This is a genomic window from Haloarcula sp. S1AR25-4 (assembly GCF_031624555.1).
GTDB classification, from domain to species: Archaea; Halobacteriota; Halobacteria; order Halobacteriales; family Haloarculaceae; genus Haloarcula; species Haloarcula pellucida.
Map to the genome: position 1 here is coordinate 514,764 of NZ_JAMQOR010000001.1, position 14,262 is coordinate 529,025.

Here is a 14,262-nt window from a genome sequence, read left to right on the forward strand (position 1 = left end):
GCTGGCGTCCGTCGTAGGGCCATGTTCAGTGTTGACACGCCCGCGTTCCTCGTCGCCTGTGTCGCTCTCGTCGCACTGGCCGGGTGTGGCACGTTCTTCGGTGCCGGCGGCAGCGACTCCGGTGGCGGAGCAACCGTCACACCGGCCCCGGTTCCCGACGGCGCTATGCCGTCGCCGACGCCCGACCCGAACGGTCGGTCACTGGCCGACAGCACTGACCGACGCGACTACTGGGGTGGCATCACCGCGCCGGACAACCGCACCGCCTCAGCCCAGCCACGCTACCTCTCGCTTCGGCCGACCTGCGAGCGGCCGCCCGGACTCGTCGTCCACATACAGGTCAACGCCCTCCGCAACAACGACCCGGTGACCGACGAGGGTATCAACACGACGTGGCAGTTCGTCGCCCCGTCAAATCGGCGGGCTGTCGGGTCCTACGAGGCGTTCGTCGACGTACTCACGACCCAGTACCGGCCCCTGTTGAACGCGTCGACGGTGACGTACGGACCGCTCGAACGCGACGGCGGCTGGGCCCACCAGCGAGTGACGGTGTCCACCGGCGAGACGTCGGCGACGTACCTGTGGCACCTCAACCTCCAGACGGTGCAGACTACGGAGCCCTACGGCGGGTGCTGGATGACGACGGGCGTCACCGTCGAGTGAGAGAGCGAATCGGCGCCTCATCAGTCGCGGTCCCCGCCGCCGTGCCCGGACCGATCGGTCTTGTCGGTCCGCGTCGTCGGTAGCGACGAGACGAAGTCGATGTCGCGCGGGCGCTTGTGCGGGCCGAGGGACTCGGCGACAGATACCTTGAGGGCCGACGCGAGGTCGTCGTCCGGCGTCACGTCCGGCGACGGGACGACGGTGGCGACGACCCGCCGTCCTCGCTCGGGGTCCGGTTCGCCGCGTACCAACGCCGCCGAGACAGCGGGGTGGGCCTCCAACGCGGACTCCACTTCGAGGGGGCTGACGCGGTAGCCGGCGGTGAGGACGAGGTCGTCCGCCCGCCCGAGGTGGGTGAGTACGCCGTCGTCGAACCGACCGATGTCGCCCGTCCTGAGCAGGTCGTCGTCGAGGACGGCCGCCGTCGCCGCTGGGTCGTCGACGTACTCCTGCATGACCACGGGGTCCGGGCGGACGACGGCTATCTCTCCTCCCTCACCGGTCGGCACCGGGGCGCCGTCCTCGTCGACGACGACTATCTCGTGGCCGGGGTACGGGCGGCCGAGCCCGCCCGATGTCGCGGGGTAGACGCCGTTCGATTCGCCCGCGAGCGCGTTCGCTTCGGTCTGTCCGTACGCCTCGTTGACGGTCACAGCGAGCCGGTCGGTCGCCCACGCCGCCAAGTCATCGGGGAGGTGTTCGCCGCCGCACAGCATCGTCTCCAGCGTGGGCACGTCGTCAGGGGCCGGGTCGGTCTCGCGGCGTATCGCCCGGAGCGCGGTCGGCGGGAGAAACGCGTGTGTGACTCCCTGTCCGGCGACGACGTCGAGTGCTCGCTCCGGGTCGAACCCCGCTCGGCGGAGCGAGGAGACGACGGTCCCGCCCAGCGCGAGCGTCGGGAACACCACGTCGAACAGCGCCCCCGCCCACGCCCACTCGGAGGGCGTCCAGACCCGCGCCCGTCGGGTCGCCGCCGGGTCAAAGAGGTCGAACCAGCAGTGATAGCCCGGCAACGACCCCAGCAGGTACTGGTGGCCCTGCACCACGCCCTTCGGGTCGCTCGTCGTCCCGGAGGTGTACAGCACCAGCGCGGGGTCGTCCGGACGTGTCTCGACAGCCGGCGGGCCCGTCGAGGAAGGGGCGTCTCCGACGAACTCGGTGAGACCGCCCAGCGGTGCCGTCCCGGACCCGACGTCGACGGGCACCGTCTCGGTCGGCGCGGCAGTCCGCGCGTCGCCCGCCGCGTTCCAACGCTCCGAATCCACGACGAGCGCCGACGCGTCGCTGTGGTCGAGAACGTACCCGAACGAGTTCTCGCCGAGGAGCATCGACACCGGAACGACGACACCGCCGAGGCGGTAGACCGCGAGGTGCGCGACGACGAGTTCGGGACACTGTGGGAGGCAGACGGCGACCCTGTCACCCGCGGCGATGCCTCCGTCCGCGAGGCGGGCCGCGAGGGCTCGCGTTGCGGCCGCCAATTCGCCGTACGTCATCGTCGTCCCGGTGTAGGGTTCGTCCTCGGCGGCAACGTGTCTGAGCGCGACAGCGTCTCCGTCACCCGACAGCGCGTGGTCGGCGATGTTGTAGCGGTCGGGAATCTGCCACTCGAACCCGTCGCGGAGGTCGCCGTAACTCGTCGGCGACGCCGGCAACTCGTAGCCGGTCCACGGCCCGGTCATCCGTCGCCCGCCACCTGTGCGAGCGTTGACGCCAGATAGTACTGCGTCCAGACGAGTTCCGTGTCGACGGCGTAGTCGCCGGGTCGGTTGAAACACCCGTGCTGGACCCGCCCGTAGCGTGGGTCCGACGGGTCCGTCACGAGGTACGAGTCGACGAGCGACGAGAGGACGGCGTGTCCGAACGCACGCAGGTCGGCGACCGGAGGGTCGTCCGGCAACAGGGTGACCAATCCGTAGGCCACGAGCGCCGCCGCACTGGTGTCGCGTGGTTCACCGTCTGGGTCCGGTACCTCGAAGTCCCAGTGCGGGACGTGGTCTGGCGGCGTGTGGGTCCGGTAGTACTCGACGGCGTCGGCGAGCGCTCGACGGTAGCGCTCGGCACCGGTGGCCGCGTAAGCGGTCGCGAGACCGGCGACGTGCCAGCCCTGTCCGCGCGCCCAGCACGTCTCGTCGCTGTGAGCGAGTTCGTTGTACTGACGTTCGAGCGTGCCCGTCTCGTCGAAGACGGCGTGGTGCCACGTCCGGCCGTCCTCGCGGACGTACCAGTCCAGATGGCGGTCGGCGTGTGAGACGGCCACGTCGCGGAACTGCGGGTCCTTGGTCGCCTCGTAGGCCCGCCAGAGCACCGAGACGGCCGTGTAGAGGTTGTCGACGGCGCCGATGCGGTCGCCGGGCGGGCCGTGGTTGGACTCCGGACCGCGGAACTGCTCCGGCCCACGGATAGCCAGTTTTCCGAGGGGTATCTGGCGGGCACCCTCGTGGAACGCCGCGGCCATCGCGTCGGCCCCTTCCAGTCCGAGACCGAACAGCGACCGGTCGCCGCTGTGGTCGTACCCGCGGAACCCGGCATAGAGGAAGTTCATCCCGCAGAACATCGAGTCCCGGGGCATGTACGCCCGCATCGTCTCGGTGTGGTCGCGGGCCGCCCGTTCGAACCGCTCGGCGGGGGTCGGGTCGTCGGCGTGTGCGGCCGCAAGCCAGAGCAGACCGATCCAGTGCCCGCCACACCAGTTCCCGTCGTCCGTCGTCTCCCATCCGTCCACCTCCCGGTCGTAGACGTAGGGGAACCGGTCACCCGTCGCGTCGAGGGTCGTCTCCACCCGTGCGAGCACGGCTTCCATTCCTCGGCGGTACTGGTCGCTCTCGCCGGTCATACTGGCTGTTGCCGGCCGTAGGTATTCAAGCTAGTGTCGGCGGTCGCCGTCACGGGAACCGGGACGGCCTCACTGGACGGTTCCGCCGACGACGCCCTCCTCCGCGAGTCGTTCACGTTCGGCGGCGTCGTACCCGATTTCGGCGAGAATCTCGCCCGTGTGCTGGCCGGGGAGCGGCGGTGGCGAGCGGATGTCACCCGGCGTCTCGGACATCTCCACCGGCACACCGACGGTGGTGAACGTCCCGTCCTCCGGGTGGGCCAGTTCGACGAGCGTCTCGTTGTGCTGGACCTGTGGGTCGGCGGCGACCGCCTGAAAGTCGTTGACCTCGGCCGCCCAGACGTCGGCGTCGAGCAGCGTCTCCAGCAGTTCGTCGGTGGGCTGTTCGCGGGTATAGGCCTCCAGCGTCCGCTTTATCTCGTCGCGGTGGTCGAAGGTCGCCTGCGGCGTGTCGTAGTCGGCGAGTTCGGGCAGCGAGAGCGTCTCCGCGAGCGCCGCCATCGGTGCCATCGCGATGGCGACGTGCCCGTCGGCCGTCTCGTAGATGCCGTAGGGCCCGCCGAGCCACGCCTGTGCGATGCCCGCCTCGCTTCGCTCGAACTCGACGTCCATGTTCAGCGCGGCGGTTACCTCCTGACACTGGAAGTCGATGGCGGCGTCGAAGAGGTTCACGTCGACGCGCTGGCCGGCCCCGGTCCGCTCCCGGTGGAACAGCGCGACCATCGTGTGGAAGGCGATGAGCATGGCGGCGTGTTCGTCGACGACGGCGGTCCCGGCCGGCGTCGGTGGGTCGTCCTTCCGACCGGTGTAGTTCGCCAGCCCGCTCATCGACTGGAGGAGCAGGTCCTGTCCGGGCCGGTCGACGTAGGGGCCGTCGCGGCCGAACCCGGTGGCCGAGACGTAGATTATCTCCGGGTTGACCGCCTGCACGTCGTCGTAGCCGAGGCCGAACGAGTCCATCACGCCGGGCCGGAAGTTCTCGACGAGGACGTCCGCCTCGCGGGCGACGTCGAGGGCCACGTCCCGGCCCGCCTCGGCCTTCAAGTCGACCGTGATGCTCCGCTTGTTGCGGTTCATCGCGAGGAAGAAGGGGCTGGTCCCGTCGAGTAACTCGCCGCCGGCACGTAGGTCACGCTCCCACTCGCCGCCGAGTCGCTCTACCTTGCGGACGTCGGCCCCCATGTCGCCGAGTTTCTGCGTCGCCCACGGTCCCTGCATCATCTGTGTGAAGTCCGCGATTGTCACACCGTCGAGTGCCCGCTCCATGACAGCTACACGCACGCGAGGGGCGATAAACGTTGGTCCCGACGGTACAGTTAATGTCGAGAGCGTGGTCAGTTCTCCCATGCCGACGCTACGACTCGTCGGGCGACCGTTCGAGGGGTTCGAGAACGCCCTGAAGCGTCAGATGGACGCCTTCGCCGAGACGACAGACGCAGACGTGACCTTCGAGCGTGACCACCGCCCGCTCCCCGAGATTCACGAGGACCTGCTCGCGACGGGGGACATCGCCGACGGGACCTACGACCTCTTTCTCTGTCTGAGCGACTGGCTCCCGATGGTCGCCGAGGCGGGGTACGTCCACCCGCTGGACGGCTACCTGTCACGGGACCCGCCCGACGACTGGCCGGACGGGTGGGCCGAGAGCCTACGCGACCTGATGGCCTACGACGGAACCACCTACGGGATACCGTACCACGACGGCCCCGAGATCTTCCACTACCGCGAGGACTGCTTCGAGGACGTCGCGGAGCAACGGGCGTTCCGCGAGGCGTACGGACGGCCGCTCTCGGTCCCGCGGACGTGGGACGAGTTTCTGGAGGTCGCCGACTTCTTTACGCGGCCAGAGGAGGACCTGTGGGGGACCGTCGTCGCGGCGAAACCCGACGGCCACAACGACGTCTACGACTTCGCCATCCAACTGTGGAGCCGTGGCGGCCGGTTGCTCGACGACGACGGCACCCCCGCCTTCGACAGCCCCGAGGGCCGCGAGGCGCTCCAGTACTACCACGACCTGATTCACGACCACGAGGTGGTCCCGTCCGAGGCCGTCGAGATGGAGAGCGTCGAGGCCGGGCAGTTCTACGCCGACGGGAAGGCCGCGATGATGTGGAACTGGTCGGGCTTCGGGGCGATGGCCGAGCGTCCCGACTCGGCGGTGTTCGGGCACACGAACTACGGCCTCATCCCTCGGGGTGACGCGCCCGACGGCGAACACACTTCACTCACCGTCTGTTACGGCCTGACCGTTCCGGCGGGGAGCGACCACCCCGACCTCGCGTACGACTTCGTCCGCCACGCCGCCTCGCCCGAGAGCGACAGAATCACCACGCTGGAAGGGGCCTCCGGCACGCGGTTCTCGACGTGGCGCGACCGGGAGATACGCCGGTCGAACCAGTTCTACTCGATGCTCGAAGCCGTCAACACCGGCCCGGTCAACACGCTCCCGCAGATTCCGGCGTACACCGAGTTGAACGAGATACTGAACGAGATGGTCGACGCTGTGGTGGTCGAGCAATCGAAGTCGGTCGAGGCGGGCCTCGCCGACGCCGCCGACCGCGCGTCGGACCTGCTGGACTGACGGGGTCGCCGCGCCCGTGACGCGAGTAACACTTATGCCCGTCTTCGGGGTGGTCTAGGTATGAGCCAGACAGTCGATAGCGACGGCAATTCGGAGGGAGTCGACTTCGACAGCCTCCCGATGCGGGTCGGCCTCGGGCAGTTCATGGATCCCACCGAGGAGAAACTCCGCTTCTGCAAGCAGTTGGGCGTCGACGACGTTCTGCTGAACATGTACCGCTACTCGCCGGACTACCCGCACATGCCGGACGACGAGCGGATTCCCCTCGAAGGCGACGCTGAGTGGACCTACGAGAACCTCGTGGAACTCCGCGAACGCGTCGAGTCGGCGGGCCTGCGACTGAACGCCATCGAGAACATCCCCATCTCGTTCTACGACAAAATCATGCTCGGGAAAGCGGGCAAGGAGGACCAGATGGAACACGTCAAGACGACCATCCGCAACATCGGTCGGGCGGGCATCCCGATGTTCGGCTACCACTGGATGCCCAGCGGCGTCTGGCGCAACACCGACGTCACCGTCCGGGGCGGCGCCACCGCCTCGGGGTTCGACATGGACGCCGTCGCCGACGAACTCACCCACGACAGGGAGTACACCGAGGCCGAACTGTGGGACAACTACGAGTACTTCCTCAGAGAACTCCTCCCAGTCGCCGAGGAGGCGGGCGTCAAGATGTGTCTGCACCCCAACGACCCGCCGGTCCCCTCGCTCGGGGGCGTTCCCCAGTTGTTCCGCAACTTCGAGAACTTCAAGCGGGCGATGGAACTGGTCCCGAGCGAGAACCACGGACTGGAGTTCTGTTTCGGGTGCTGGTCAGAGATGGGGGAGGACTTAGAAGAAGTCGTCCGCTACTTCGGTGAGCGAGACGAAATCTTCTACGTCCACTTCCGCGACGTGGAGGGGACGGTGCCGACGTTCCACGAGACGTTTGTCGACCAAGGGAACTACGACGCCTACGAGATGCTCTCGCTGCTCGACGAGGTGGGGTTCTCGGGCCTCGTCATCCCCGACCACGTCCCCCACGTCGAGGGCGACACCGACTGGGAACACCGCGGGCGCGCACACGCCGTCGGCTACTTGAACGGGCTGCTCACCGCGATTCGCCGCGAGACGGGACGCTGACCCATCAGAACCGGCGGGACCTACTGTTAAGTCGCTGGCCGGTGAGTGACACCTATGGCGGCTGACAGACACGCCGACCGAACGGTGATAGTGACGGGTGCGGCCAGCGGTATCGGCCGCGGCATCGCGAAGCGCTTCGGCGAGGAGGGTGCGAACGTCGTCGTCGCCGACGTGCGTCGCGACCCGAAACAGGGCGAGAAGTACGACACCGACGTGACGATACCGACGGACGAACTCGTCAACGAGGAGACCAGCGGCGACGCGGCGTACGTCGAGACCGACGTCGGCGACCCCGAGAACGTCGAGGCGATGGTCGAGACGGCGGTCGATACCTACGACGGTATCGACGTCCTCGTGAACAACGCCGGCATCCAGATCGTCGGTGACTCACAGACCACGAGCGTCGAGGAGTGGCAGCGCTCCATCGACGTCGACTTGAGCGGCGCGTTCTACTGCGCGAAGTACGCGATACCCCACCTCGTCGAACGCGAGGGCCAGATTATCAACGTCGGGTCCGTCCGCGGGTTCGAGGGCGGCGGCGGCCCGCCCTACGCGGCGGCGAAGGGCGGCGTCGTCAACATGACCCGCGATTTGGCGATGGAACTGGGCGAGGAGAACGTCCGGGTGAACTGCGTCAACCCCGGATACGTCGAGACGCCCCTACAGGATATCGTCACCGAGGAGGACATGGCGAAGTCCCGCGAGCAGACGCTCCTCCCGCGCTTCGGGAAACCCGAGGACGTCGGCGACGCCGCGGTCTTCCTCGCGAGCGACGAGGCGGGGTTCATCACCGGCGCGAACCTCCCCGTCGACGGCGGTTGGTTGGCCCACAGCGGTCTCTGAGTGAAGCCGGCCAGTTCAAAAGACGCCGTATTCGTCGTAGGCGTCCAGCGGTGCCGTCCCCGACCGGACGGCCTCCCGGACCTCGTTCTCCGTGTCGGCCAGTTCCTCGGCTTCTTCGAGGACGGACTCTCGAATCGCCTCGGGGACGACTACGACGCCGTCGTGGTCCCCGAGGACGACGTCGCCGGCCGACACCTCGACGCCGCCGACGACGGCATCGGTCCCCCAGTCCAGAATCTCCCAGCGTGGGACGGCGTCGGCGGGCGTTCGGTACCGCGAGAACACGGGGAATTCCTCGTCGAGGATGTAGGCCACGTCTCGGACGCCCCCGTCGATGACCGCGCCACGGGCGCCCTGTGCTTTCAGCGAGACGACCGAGAGTTCGCCGAGGTGGGCCGCCCTGTCGTCGTTCGTCTGGTAGGCGAGGACGGCGTGTTCAGGCGCGTCGCCGAGCATCCGCAGAATCGCCCGCATGTTCTCGTCCGGGTCGACGCTCCGGTTCGGTCGACCGACAACGGGGTAGGCGACGCCCGCCGTCGTCATTCCGTCTCGGAGCGGCGCGATGTCGGGCGAGAGCGTCTGGTCTTCGTACCCCCGGTCGTCTAGCACGTCGACGACGGCGCCGGGATATAGCTGTTCGTAGCGGTCACAGAGATCACCGAGTGCCGGGTCGCTCATACCGATTCGGTCGGTGCCCAGCGACATAAGCTATCGCCGCCCGAACGTCTCGCCCAAACAATTATTCGACTCGCCGCCGCAGTGAGGCTATGCAATTCGACTGGATGGTGCAGTGTTACGCAGGTGCCGGCGTCCACCGGGACACGCCGATGCTCGAAACGGTCGAACGCGAGACGGTCCTTGGGGGCGTCGACGCCGCAGTCGAGACGGGGCTGGAAGGACTCTGGGCCCCGGACCACTTCATGCTCGGGCCGAAAGCCGAAGAGTACGAGGTGTGGACGCTCCTCTCGGCGCTGGCCGAACGGACCGACGACGTCGACCTCGGCCCACTCGTCGGGTCCATCACCTACCGCAACCCCGCCCTGTTGGCGAAGATGGCGACGACGGTGGACATCCTCTCGGAAGGGCGCCTCCGCCTCGGCCTCGGCGCCGGGTGGCACGAGGCGGAACACCGCGCCTACGGCTTCGACTTCCCCGACATCGGGACGCGCATCGAGATGTTAGAGGAGGGGGTGCAGGTCGCCAAGGCGATGTTCACCGAGGAGCATCCTACCTTCGAGGGCGACCACTTCACCATCGACGACGCGCTGAACAACCCCAAGCCCGTCAGCGACCCGCACCCGCCCGTTGTCATTGGCGGCGCCGGCCCGAAGATGCTCCGACTCATCGCCCGCCACGCCGACGAGTGGAACGTCGAAATCAGCGCCCGGGCGCGTGGCAAGCCAATCGAGTTCAAAGTCAGGAAGTTCGAGGAGTACCTCGAAAACGAGGGGCGGGACCCGGACGACGTCGAGCGGTCGTGGCTCGCTCACGTCCTCGTCCGGGAGGACGAGGCCGCCGTCGAGGAGGCCGTCGACGACATCTTCCCCCTCCCGTGGGGCGAGGAGTCAGATATGGACGAGACGCTCGACGACGCCGAGGACGCCCGTGAGAAGGGGAGCATGCTCATCGGGACGCCCTCGCAGGTGGCGACCCAAATCGAGGGCATCCGCGACCTCGGCTTCGAGAAACTCCAGTTGATGTTCCTCGACTTCCCCGACACGCGGGGGATGGAACTGTTCGGCGACGAAGTGGCACCACAGTTCCGGTAACCGCGGACCGGCACCGACGCTTATGTCGCGGTGCGCCGAACCGGCGCCATGGCCTGCTCTGTCACCGACGAGTACCAGCGTCGCGGCATCGACGCGCTCTTTCTGGAGAACGACCACCTCCGCGTCGAGTTGCTCCCCGGAAAGGGCGGCGACCTCACCCGGATCGTCGACAAGCGGACGGACACGAACGTGCTGTTCGAAGCGCCACACGAGTGGCGGGCGCCGGCCGACGGCCCCGTCGGCGCGCCGGACGGGGCGTTCGCCTTCCTCGACCACTACCCCGGCGGGTGGCAGAGCGTCCTCCCGGGCGCAGGCGGCCCCTCCGAGGCCCACGGCGCGCCGCTGGGACTGCACGGCGAGTCCACCCTCGTCCCCTTCGAGACGGAGCTACTCGCGGACTCTGCCGAGCGGGTGTCTGTGCGACTGACCGCATCGCTCACCAGATACCCGTTCGACGTCGAACGGGACGTGACCCTCTCGGCGGGCGAGTCCGCCATCGAGGTGTCCGAACGGGTCACCAACACGGGCGAGGTACCGGTGGACTACTCGTGGTTACAGCACGTCGCCCTCGGTGAACCGCTGGTCGCGCCGGAGGCGACCCTGACGGTCCCCTGTGAGACGGTCCACGTCGACCCCGACCAGATCGCGGACACCGCGCGACTGCCGCCCGGCGAGACGTTCGAGTGGCCGGTCTGTGAGACCGACGGCGGGCCGGTCGACCTCCGGGAGTTCCCGCCAGCGGACGACCGGGTTCACGACCTCGTCGCCCTCGCCGACCTCGACGAGGGCCGGTACACCGTCTCCAACCCCGAACTGGACCTCGGCGTCACCGTCGAGTTCCCGGCGTCCCTGTACGAGTACCTCTGGTACTGGCAACCGTTCGGCGGGTTCGAAGACGCGCCGTTCTTCGGCCGGAACTACAACGTCGGCCTCGAACCCTGCACCTCGATACCGAACGCGGGACTCGCCGAGGCCGTCGAGAACGGGACGGCCGAGGAACTCGCCCCAGGTGGGACCCAGTCGTCGACCGTCCGGCTACGGACGCACGGCACCGACTGAACGGCGCGTAGCTTTATGCACGCTGTGTCCGTACAACGACCGATGCAAGCACCGTCGAAGGACACCGACCGGTACTTCGAGGACATCGAAGCGGGAGAGACGTTCACCGTCGAGTCGGCCCGCACGATAACCGAGGCGGACGTCGTCAACTTCGCCGGCCTCTCCGGGGACTTCCACCCGCTACACGTGAGCACGACGCGGGCCGCGGAGTCGGACTTCGGGGAACGAATCGCCCACGGCAACCTCGTGTTCTCGGTGGCCGAAGCGCTCGTCGCCGACATGAACCCGCGCTCGTTCTCCTACGGCTACGACTCCGTACGGTTCGTCACCCCGGTCGGCATCGGAACGACGCTGACCGTCCACCGAGAGGTGGTCGAGACCGAGGAGTACAACGACGCGCTCGGCCGCGTCGTCTACGAGTACGAGGTGACGGACGACGACGGGACGACCCTGCTCGTCTGTCAGCACATCACGCTGGTCGAGCGACGCGACGCCGAGTCGTAGTCCGGAGTCGACCCGTCCTCAGTCGGACTGGGGCCTGACGTAGGTCACCGGACACGGCGAGTTGATGAGGACGTTCTGGGCGTTGCTCCCGAAGACGGCTTTGCCGACCGGCGACCGAGACCCGCCGGAGATGACGACGCGGTCGGCGTCCGCCTTCTCGGCGGTTTTGACGATGCCGTCGCTGACGTTCCCGACCACGCCGTCCACCTCGTAGTCGACGCCGTGGTCGTCGAAGCGGTCTTCGAGATACGTCACCGACTGGTGGCGTTCGAGTATCACGTCGACGTCCTCGGCCGTCGCGCTCGGGTAGTCGAGTTCAGCGGCCACCTCGTCGAACTCGTCTCTGGTGAAGACGTGCGTGAGGACGACGGTCGCACCGGTCGGTTTCGCGACCTGCATCGAGACGCGTGCGAGTTGGTCGAGTCGGTCGTCGTCTGCCGGGCCGATAGCGAGTACGATGGTGTCGAACGAGAGGTCCATCGCCGTCACCTTCGACGGCGTGTGAAAAAACACCATCGGTCGTCGGAACCCGCTCTCAGGTCTCCTCGGGTTCGAACCGCCAGATGCACTCCATGAACGGGATGCCCGACTCCGGGTCCGCGTCGGCGTCGACGCCCGACTGCTTGAACTGGCCCGTGTACCGTTCCCACTCCGCGACCGCCTCGTCGCCGTCGACGGCGTCGAGGTAGGCGTCCAAGTCGTTGCACTCCAGAATGCAGACTGCCACGTCGTCCCGGACGTACAGTTCGAACGCCTCGACACCACCCCGATCCATCGCGTCGGTGACCGCGTCGGGCACGTCGTCGTGGGCTTCGACGTACGCCTCGCGCTGGTCGGGGTCGAGTCGCTGGACGTACACCGCTCGCTCGGTATCCTCGGGCATAGCTGCTAGCTCTCGCGACGACGCAATGAGTGTTGTGCCGGCCGCTACCCCGAGAGTATTTGTACCGGGCCGACGGCAGATGGGCTATGGTCTCGCCTGCACTCATCCTGCCGCCGGAGCCGGACGAACGCTGGCAGTTAGCGAAACAGATGGGCGTCGAGAAGGCCGTCGTCCACCCGCTGGAAATCGGGGACGGTCGGACCCACTGGACCTACGACGACCTGCAGGGACTCGACAACTGGCTCACCGACGCCGGCCTCGAATTCTCGGTTCTGGAGGGGTCGGTCCCAATCTCCGACCGGGTTCGACTCGGGCGCGAGGGCCGCGACGAGGACATCGCGGTGTTCAAGCAGTTCCTCCGGAACTGCGGCGAAGTCGGGATTCCCGTGGTCTGCTACGACTGGATGGCCGGGGTCAGGTGGGCGCGGACCGCCGCCCACGTCGAGTCGCGCGGCGGCTCCTACGTCACCGAGTTCGACGTCGAGAAGGTGCAGGGCGGCCCCGAGCAGTTCGCCGACGTGACCCACGCGGACGTGTGGGAAGCCATCGAGTACTTCCTGCGGGAGGTGACACCGGTCGCCGAGGAGGCGGGCGTGAAACTCGGCCTCCACCCCGACGACCCGCCACGCGAATCCCTGCGTGGCACCCCCCGAATCGTCGACAGCGTCGAGGCCTACGACCGCGTGCTGGACGCCTACGACAGCGAGTACAACGGCGTCACCTTCTGTCAGGGGAACTTCGCCGCCATGGGTGCGGACATCCCAGCGGCCATCGAACACTTCGGCGACCGCATCAACTTCGTTCACTTCCGCGACGTCGAGGGGGACGCAGACAACTTCGTCGAGACGTGGCACGACGACGGCCCGACGGACATGCTGGCCGCGATGCGGGCCTACGAAGAACACGTCGGCGAAGACGTACCGATGCGGCCCGACCACGTCCCGACGATGGCCGGCGAGGACAACTCGAATCCGGGCTACCACACGAAGGGTCGGCTGTTCGCCATCGGTTACATGCGCGGGCTACGCGAGCAGGTACACGCGGACCGCTGACTCACACCTCGACGGCGGACCGGAACTCCCCGCGGCCGGTCACGCCGAGGTCGACGCGGTAGAGGCTCCCCGCCCCCTCACCCTCCACGTCTCGCGTCTCGACGCAGGCCGTCGTGACGTACGCCGTGTCGTAGTCCTCGCCGGCGAACGTGAGCGAGGACACCTTCCGCGGGTCGAACGCGACTGTCTCCTCGCGAGTGCCGTCCGGCGCGAACCGAATCAGTTTGTGGCCGTCCCAGAACGCCGACCAGAGGTGGCCCTCGCTGTCGACGGTCATCCCATCGGGCAGGCCCTCGATGCCGCTCGCGTCGACCACCGTCTTCGGGTTCGAGATGTCACCTGTGGCGCGGTCGTAGTCGTACCGGTAGATGTACCCCGGGCAGTCCGGGTCGACTTCGCCGGTGTCGGTGAAGTAGAACCCCGACTGGTCGAGGGTGAACCCCATGCCGTTGGGGAGGACACACTCCTCGCGGACGAGGTCGAACGACCCGTCGGTGTTCAGTCTGTACAGGTGGCCCGGCAGGTCACGGTCGGTATCCGGCATCACGCCGGCGAAGACGCGACCCTCCGGGCCGGCGATGACGTCGTTGAATCGCTCGTGGAACCGGTCGGGGTCCGGGTCGGTGACCGCGTCGACGTCACCTGTCTGCTGGTCGAGTCGGCGGACCGCGCCGGCCTCCTGAAACAGGAGGAGTGTGCCGTCGGTCTGGATGGTGAACCCGCCGATGCGCTCCTCGGTGTCCTCGTAGACGAGTTCGTGGTCGTCCGTGGACGGGTCGTATCGGTAGAGTCGACCCCGCGGGATGTCGACCCAGTAGAGCAGTTCCTCGTCGGGGTGCCAGAGCGGCCCCTCTCCGGTCTCACAGGCGATATCGACGACGAGTTCGGGTGTCGGCATACTGTACCCTCCGACCCCGTGTCCCGTAAAATTATGCGCCGAAACGCCCCGC

Annotated in this window: 15 protein-coding genes; 8 read left to right on the top strand and 7 right to left on the bottom strand. The window is 67.7% G+C overall.

From position 1 onward, the window contains the following. Window positions 1–21: 21 nt before the first annotated feature. Entirely contained in the window at window positions 22–663 is a 642-nt protein-coding gene (locus NDI85_RS02695) for a DUF4864 domain-containing protein (RefSeq protein WP_310914827.1), read from the top strand. Window positions 664–683: 20 nt separating this feature from the next. Here the strand turns inward: NDI85_RS02695 and NDI85_RS02700 are convergent, their stop codons facing one another. The 3 genes from NDI85_RS02700 to NDI85_RS02710 all read right to left on the bottom strand — a co-directional run bounded on the left by NDI85_RS02700 (window position 684) and on the right by NDI85_RS02710 (window position 4,765). Then, window positions 684–2,345 carry an AMP-binding protein gene (locus NDI85_RS02700; RefSeq protein ID WP_310914828.1) on the bottom strand — a complete coding sequence of 554 codons (1,662 nt, stop codon included), beginning with the start codon at window positions 2,343–2,345 and terminating at the stop codon, window positions 684–686. After that, window positions 2,342–3,499: a glycoside hydrolase family 88 protein gene (locus NDI85_RS02705; RefSeq protein ID WP_310914829.1), complete on the bottom strand. Its 1,158-nt coding sequence runs from the start codon at window positions 3,497–3,499 to the stop codon at window positions 2,342–2,344. Before NDI85_RS02705 ends, NDI85_RS02700 begins: the two co-directional genes overlap by 4 nt. A gap of 69 nt (window positions 3,500–3,568) precedes the next feature. After that, window positions 3,569–4,765 (bottom strand): CoA transferase, encoded by a 1,197-nt coding sequence (locus NDI85_RS02710; RefSeq protein WP_310914830.1) that lies wholly within the window; start codon window positions 4,763–4,765, stop codon window positions 3,569–3,571. A 79-nt stretch (window positions 4,766–4,844) separates the two neighbouring features. Here NDI85_RS02710 and NDI85_RS02715 point away from each other — a divergent pair, with 79 nt between their 5' ends. From NDI85_RS02715 to NDI85_RS02725, 3 genes are read left to right on the top strand one after another with little or no spacing between them, the layout of a single operon-like run. After that, complete coding sequence (locus NDI85_RS02715; protein ID WP_310914832.1) at window positions 4,845–6,080, top strand: sugar ABC transporter substrate-binding protein; 1,236 nt, start codon at window positions 4,845–4,847, stop codon at window positions 6,078–6,080. A gap of 60 nt (window positions 6,081–6,140) precedes the next feature. After that, window positions 6,141–7,202: a mannonate dehydratase gene (locus NDI85_RS02720; protein WP_310914833.1), complete on the top strand. Its 1,062-nt coding sequence runs from the start codon at window positions 6,141–6,143 to the stop codon at window positions 7,200–7,202. Between the two features lie 54 nt (window positions 7,203–7,256). Beyond that, window positions 7,257–8,045: a glucose 1-dehydrogenase gene (locus NDI85_RS02725; protein WP_310914834.1), complete on the top strand. Its 789-nt coding sequence runs from the start codon at window positions 7,257–7,259 to the stop codon at window positions 8,043–8,045. Between the two features lie 15 nt (window positions 8,046–8,060). Here NDI85_RS02725 and NDI85_RS02730 read toward each other — a convergent pair whose 3' ends face one another. Continuing rightward, window positions 8,061–8,723: an RraA family protein gene (locus NDI85_RS02730; protein WP_310914835.1), complete on the bottom strand. Its 663-nt coding sequence runs from the start codon at window positions 8,721–8,723 to the stop codon at window positions 8,061–8,063. An 89-nt stretch (window positions 8,724–8,812) separates the two neighbouring features. Between NDI85_RS02730 and NDI85_RS02735 the strand changes: the two genes are divergently transcribed. From NDI85_RS02735 to NDI85_RS02745, 3 genes are read left to right on the top strand one after another with little or no spacing between them, the layout of a single operon-like run. Beyond that, entirely contained in the window at window positions 8,813–9,814 is a 1,002-nt protein-coding gene (locus tag NDI85_RS02735; RefSeq protein WP_188994860.1) for an LLM class flavin-dependent oxidoreductase, read from the top strand. Window positions 9,815–9,862: 48 nt separating this feature from the next. Beyond that, window positions 9,863–10,873, top strand: coding sequence for an aldose 1-epimerase (locus NDI85_RS02740; protein ID WP_310914836.1), 1,011 nt, complete (start codon window positions 9,863–9,865; stop codon window positions 10,871–10,873). 42 nt (window positions 10,874–10,915) lie between these two features. Next, the gene (locus NDI85_RS02745) at window positions 10,916–11,377 is read left to right on the top strand and encodes a MaoC/PaaZ C-terminal domain-containing protein (protein WP_310914837.1); all 462 of its coding nucleotides are present in this window, start codon (window positions 10,916–10,918) and stop codon (window positions 11,375–11,377) included. A gap of 18 nt (window positions 11,378–11,395) precedes the next feature. Here the strand turns inward: NDI85_RS02745 and NDI85_RS02750 are convergent, their stop codons facing one another. Both NDI85_RS02750 and NDI85_RS02755 read right to left on the bottom strand, forming a co-directional pair. Next, window positions 11,396–11,893: a universal stress protein gene (locus tag NDI85_RS02750; RefSeq protein WP_310914838.1), complete on the bottom strand. Its 498-nt coding sequence runs from the start codon at window positions 11,891–11,893 to the stop codon at window positions 11,396–11,398. A 19-nt stretch (window positions 11,894–11,912) separates the two neighbouring features. After that, the gene (locus NDI85_RS02755; RefSeq protein ID WP_310914839.1) at window positions 11,913–12,260 is read right to left on the bottom strand and encodes an L-rhamnose mutarotase; all 348 of its coding nucleotides are present in this window, start codon (window positions 12,258–12,260) and stop codon (window positions 11,913–11,915) included. Between the two features lie 86 nt (window positions 12,261–12,346). On the opposite strand from NDI85_RS02755, the gene NDI85_RS02760 reads away from it, so the two are divergent. Then, entirely contained in the window at window positions 12,347–13,312 is a 966-nt protein-coding gene (locus tag NDI85_RS02760) for a mannonate dehydratase (protein WP_310914840.1), read from the top strand. Window position 13,313: 1 nt separating this feature from the next. On the opposite strand, the gene NDI85_RS02765 is transcribed toward NDI85_RS02760, so the two are convergent. After that, window positions 13,314–14,210, bottom strand: coding sequence for an SMP-30/gluconolactonase/LRE family protein (locus NDI85_RS02765; RefSeq protein ID WP_310914841.1), 897 nt, complete (start codon window positions 14,208–14,210; stop codon window positions 13,314–13,316). Between the last annotated feature and the right edge of the window lie 52 nt (window positions 14,211–14,262).

Bases quoted from the DNA above. Each gene is read 5' to 3' on its own strand.
- NDI85_RS02695 (WP_310914827.1), top strand. From the start codon at position 22: ATGTTCAGTGTTGACACGCCCGCGTTCCTCGTCGCCTGTGTCGCTCTC.
- NDI85_RS02700 (WP_310914828.1), bottom strand. From the start codon at position 2,345: ATGACCGGGCCGTGGACCGGCTACGAGTTGCCGGCGTCGCCGACGAGT.
- NDI85_RS02705 (WP_310914829.1), bottom strand. From the start codon at position 3,499: ATGACCGGCGAGAGCGACCAGTACCGCCGAGGAATGGAAGCCGTGCTC.
- NDI85_RS02710 (WP_310914830.1), bottom strand. From the start codon at position 4,765: ATGGAGCGGGCACTCGACGGTGTGACAATCGCGGACTTCACACAGATG.
- NDI85_RS02715 (WP_310914832.1), top strand. From the start codon at position 4,845: ATGCCGACGCTACGACTCGTCGGGCGACCGTTCGAGGGGTTCGAGAAC.
- NDI85_RS02720 (WP_310914833.1), top strand. From the start codon at position 6,141: ATGAGCCAGACAGTCGATAGCGACGGCAATTCGGAGGGAGTCGACTTC.
- NDI85_RS02725 (WP_310914834.1), top strand. From the start codon at position 7,257: ATGGCGGCTGACAGACACGCCGACCGAACGGTGATAGTGACGGGTGCG.
- NDI85_RS02730 (WP_310914835.1), bottom strand. From the start codon at position 8,723: ATGAGCGACCCGGCACTCGGTGATCTCTGTGACCGCTACGAACAGCTA.
- NDI85_RS02735 (WP_188994860.1), top strand. From the start codon at position 8,813: ATGCAATTCGACTGGATGGTGCAGTGTTACGCAGGTGCCGGCGTCCAC.
- NDI85_RS02740 (WP_310914836.1), top strand. From the start codon at position 9,863: ATGGCCTGCTCTGTCACCGACGAGTACCAGCGTCGCGGCATCGACGCG.
- NDI85_RS02745 (WP_310914837.1), top strand. From the start codon at position 10,916: ATGCAAGCACCGTCGAAGGACACCGACCGGTACTTCGAGGACATCGAA.
- NDI85_RS02750 (WP_310914838.1), bottom strand. From the start codon at position 11,893: ATGGTGTTTTTTCACACGCCGTCGAAGGTGACGGCGATGGACCTCTCG.
- NDI85_RS02755 (WP_310914839.1), bottom strand. From the start codon at position 12,260: ATGCCCGAGGATACCGAGCGAGCGGTGTACGTCCAGCGACTCGACCCC.
- NDI85_RS02760 (WP_310914840.1), top strand. From the start codon at position 12,347: ATGGTCTCGCCTGCACTCATCCTGCCGCCGGAGCCGGACGAACGCTGG.
- NDI85_RS02765 (WP_310914841.1), bottom strand. From the start codon at position 14,210: ATGCCGACACCCGAACTCGTCGTCGATATCGCCTGTGAGACCGGAGAG.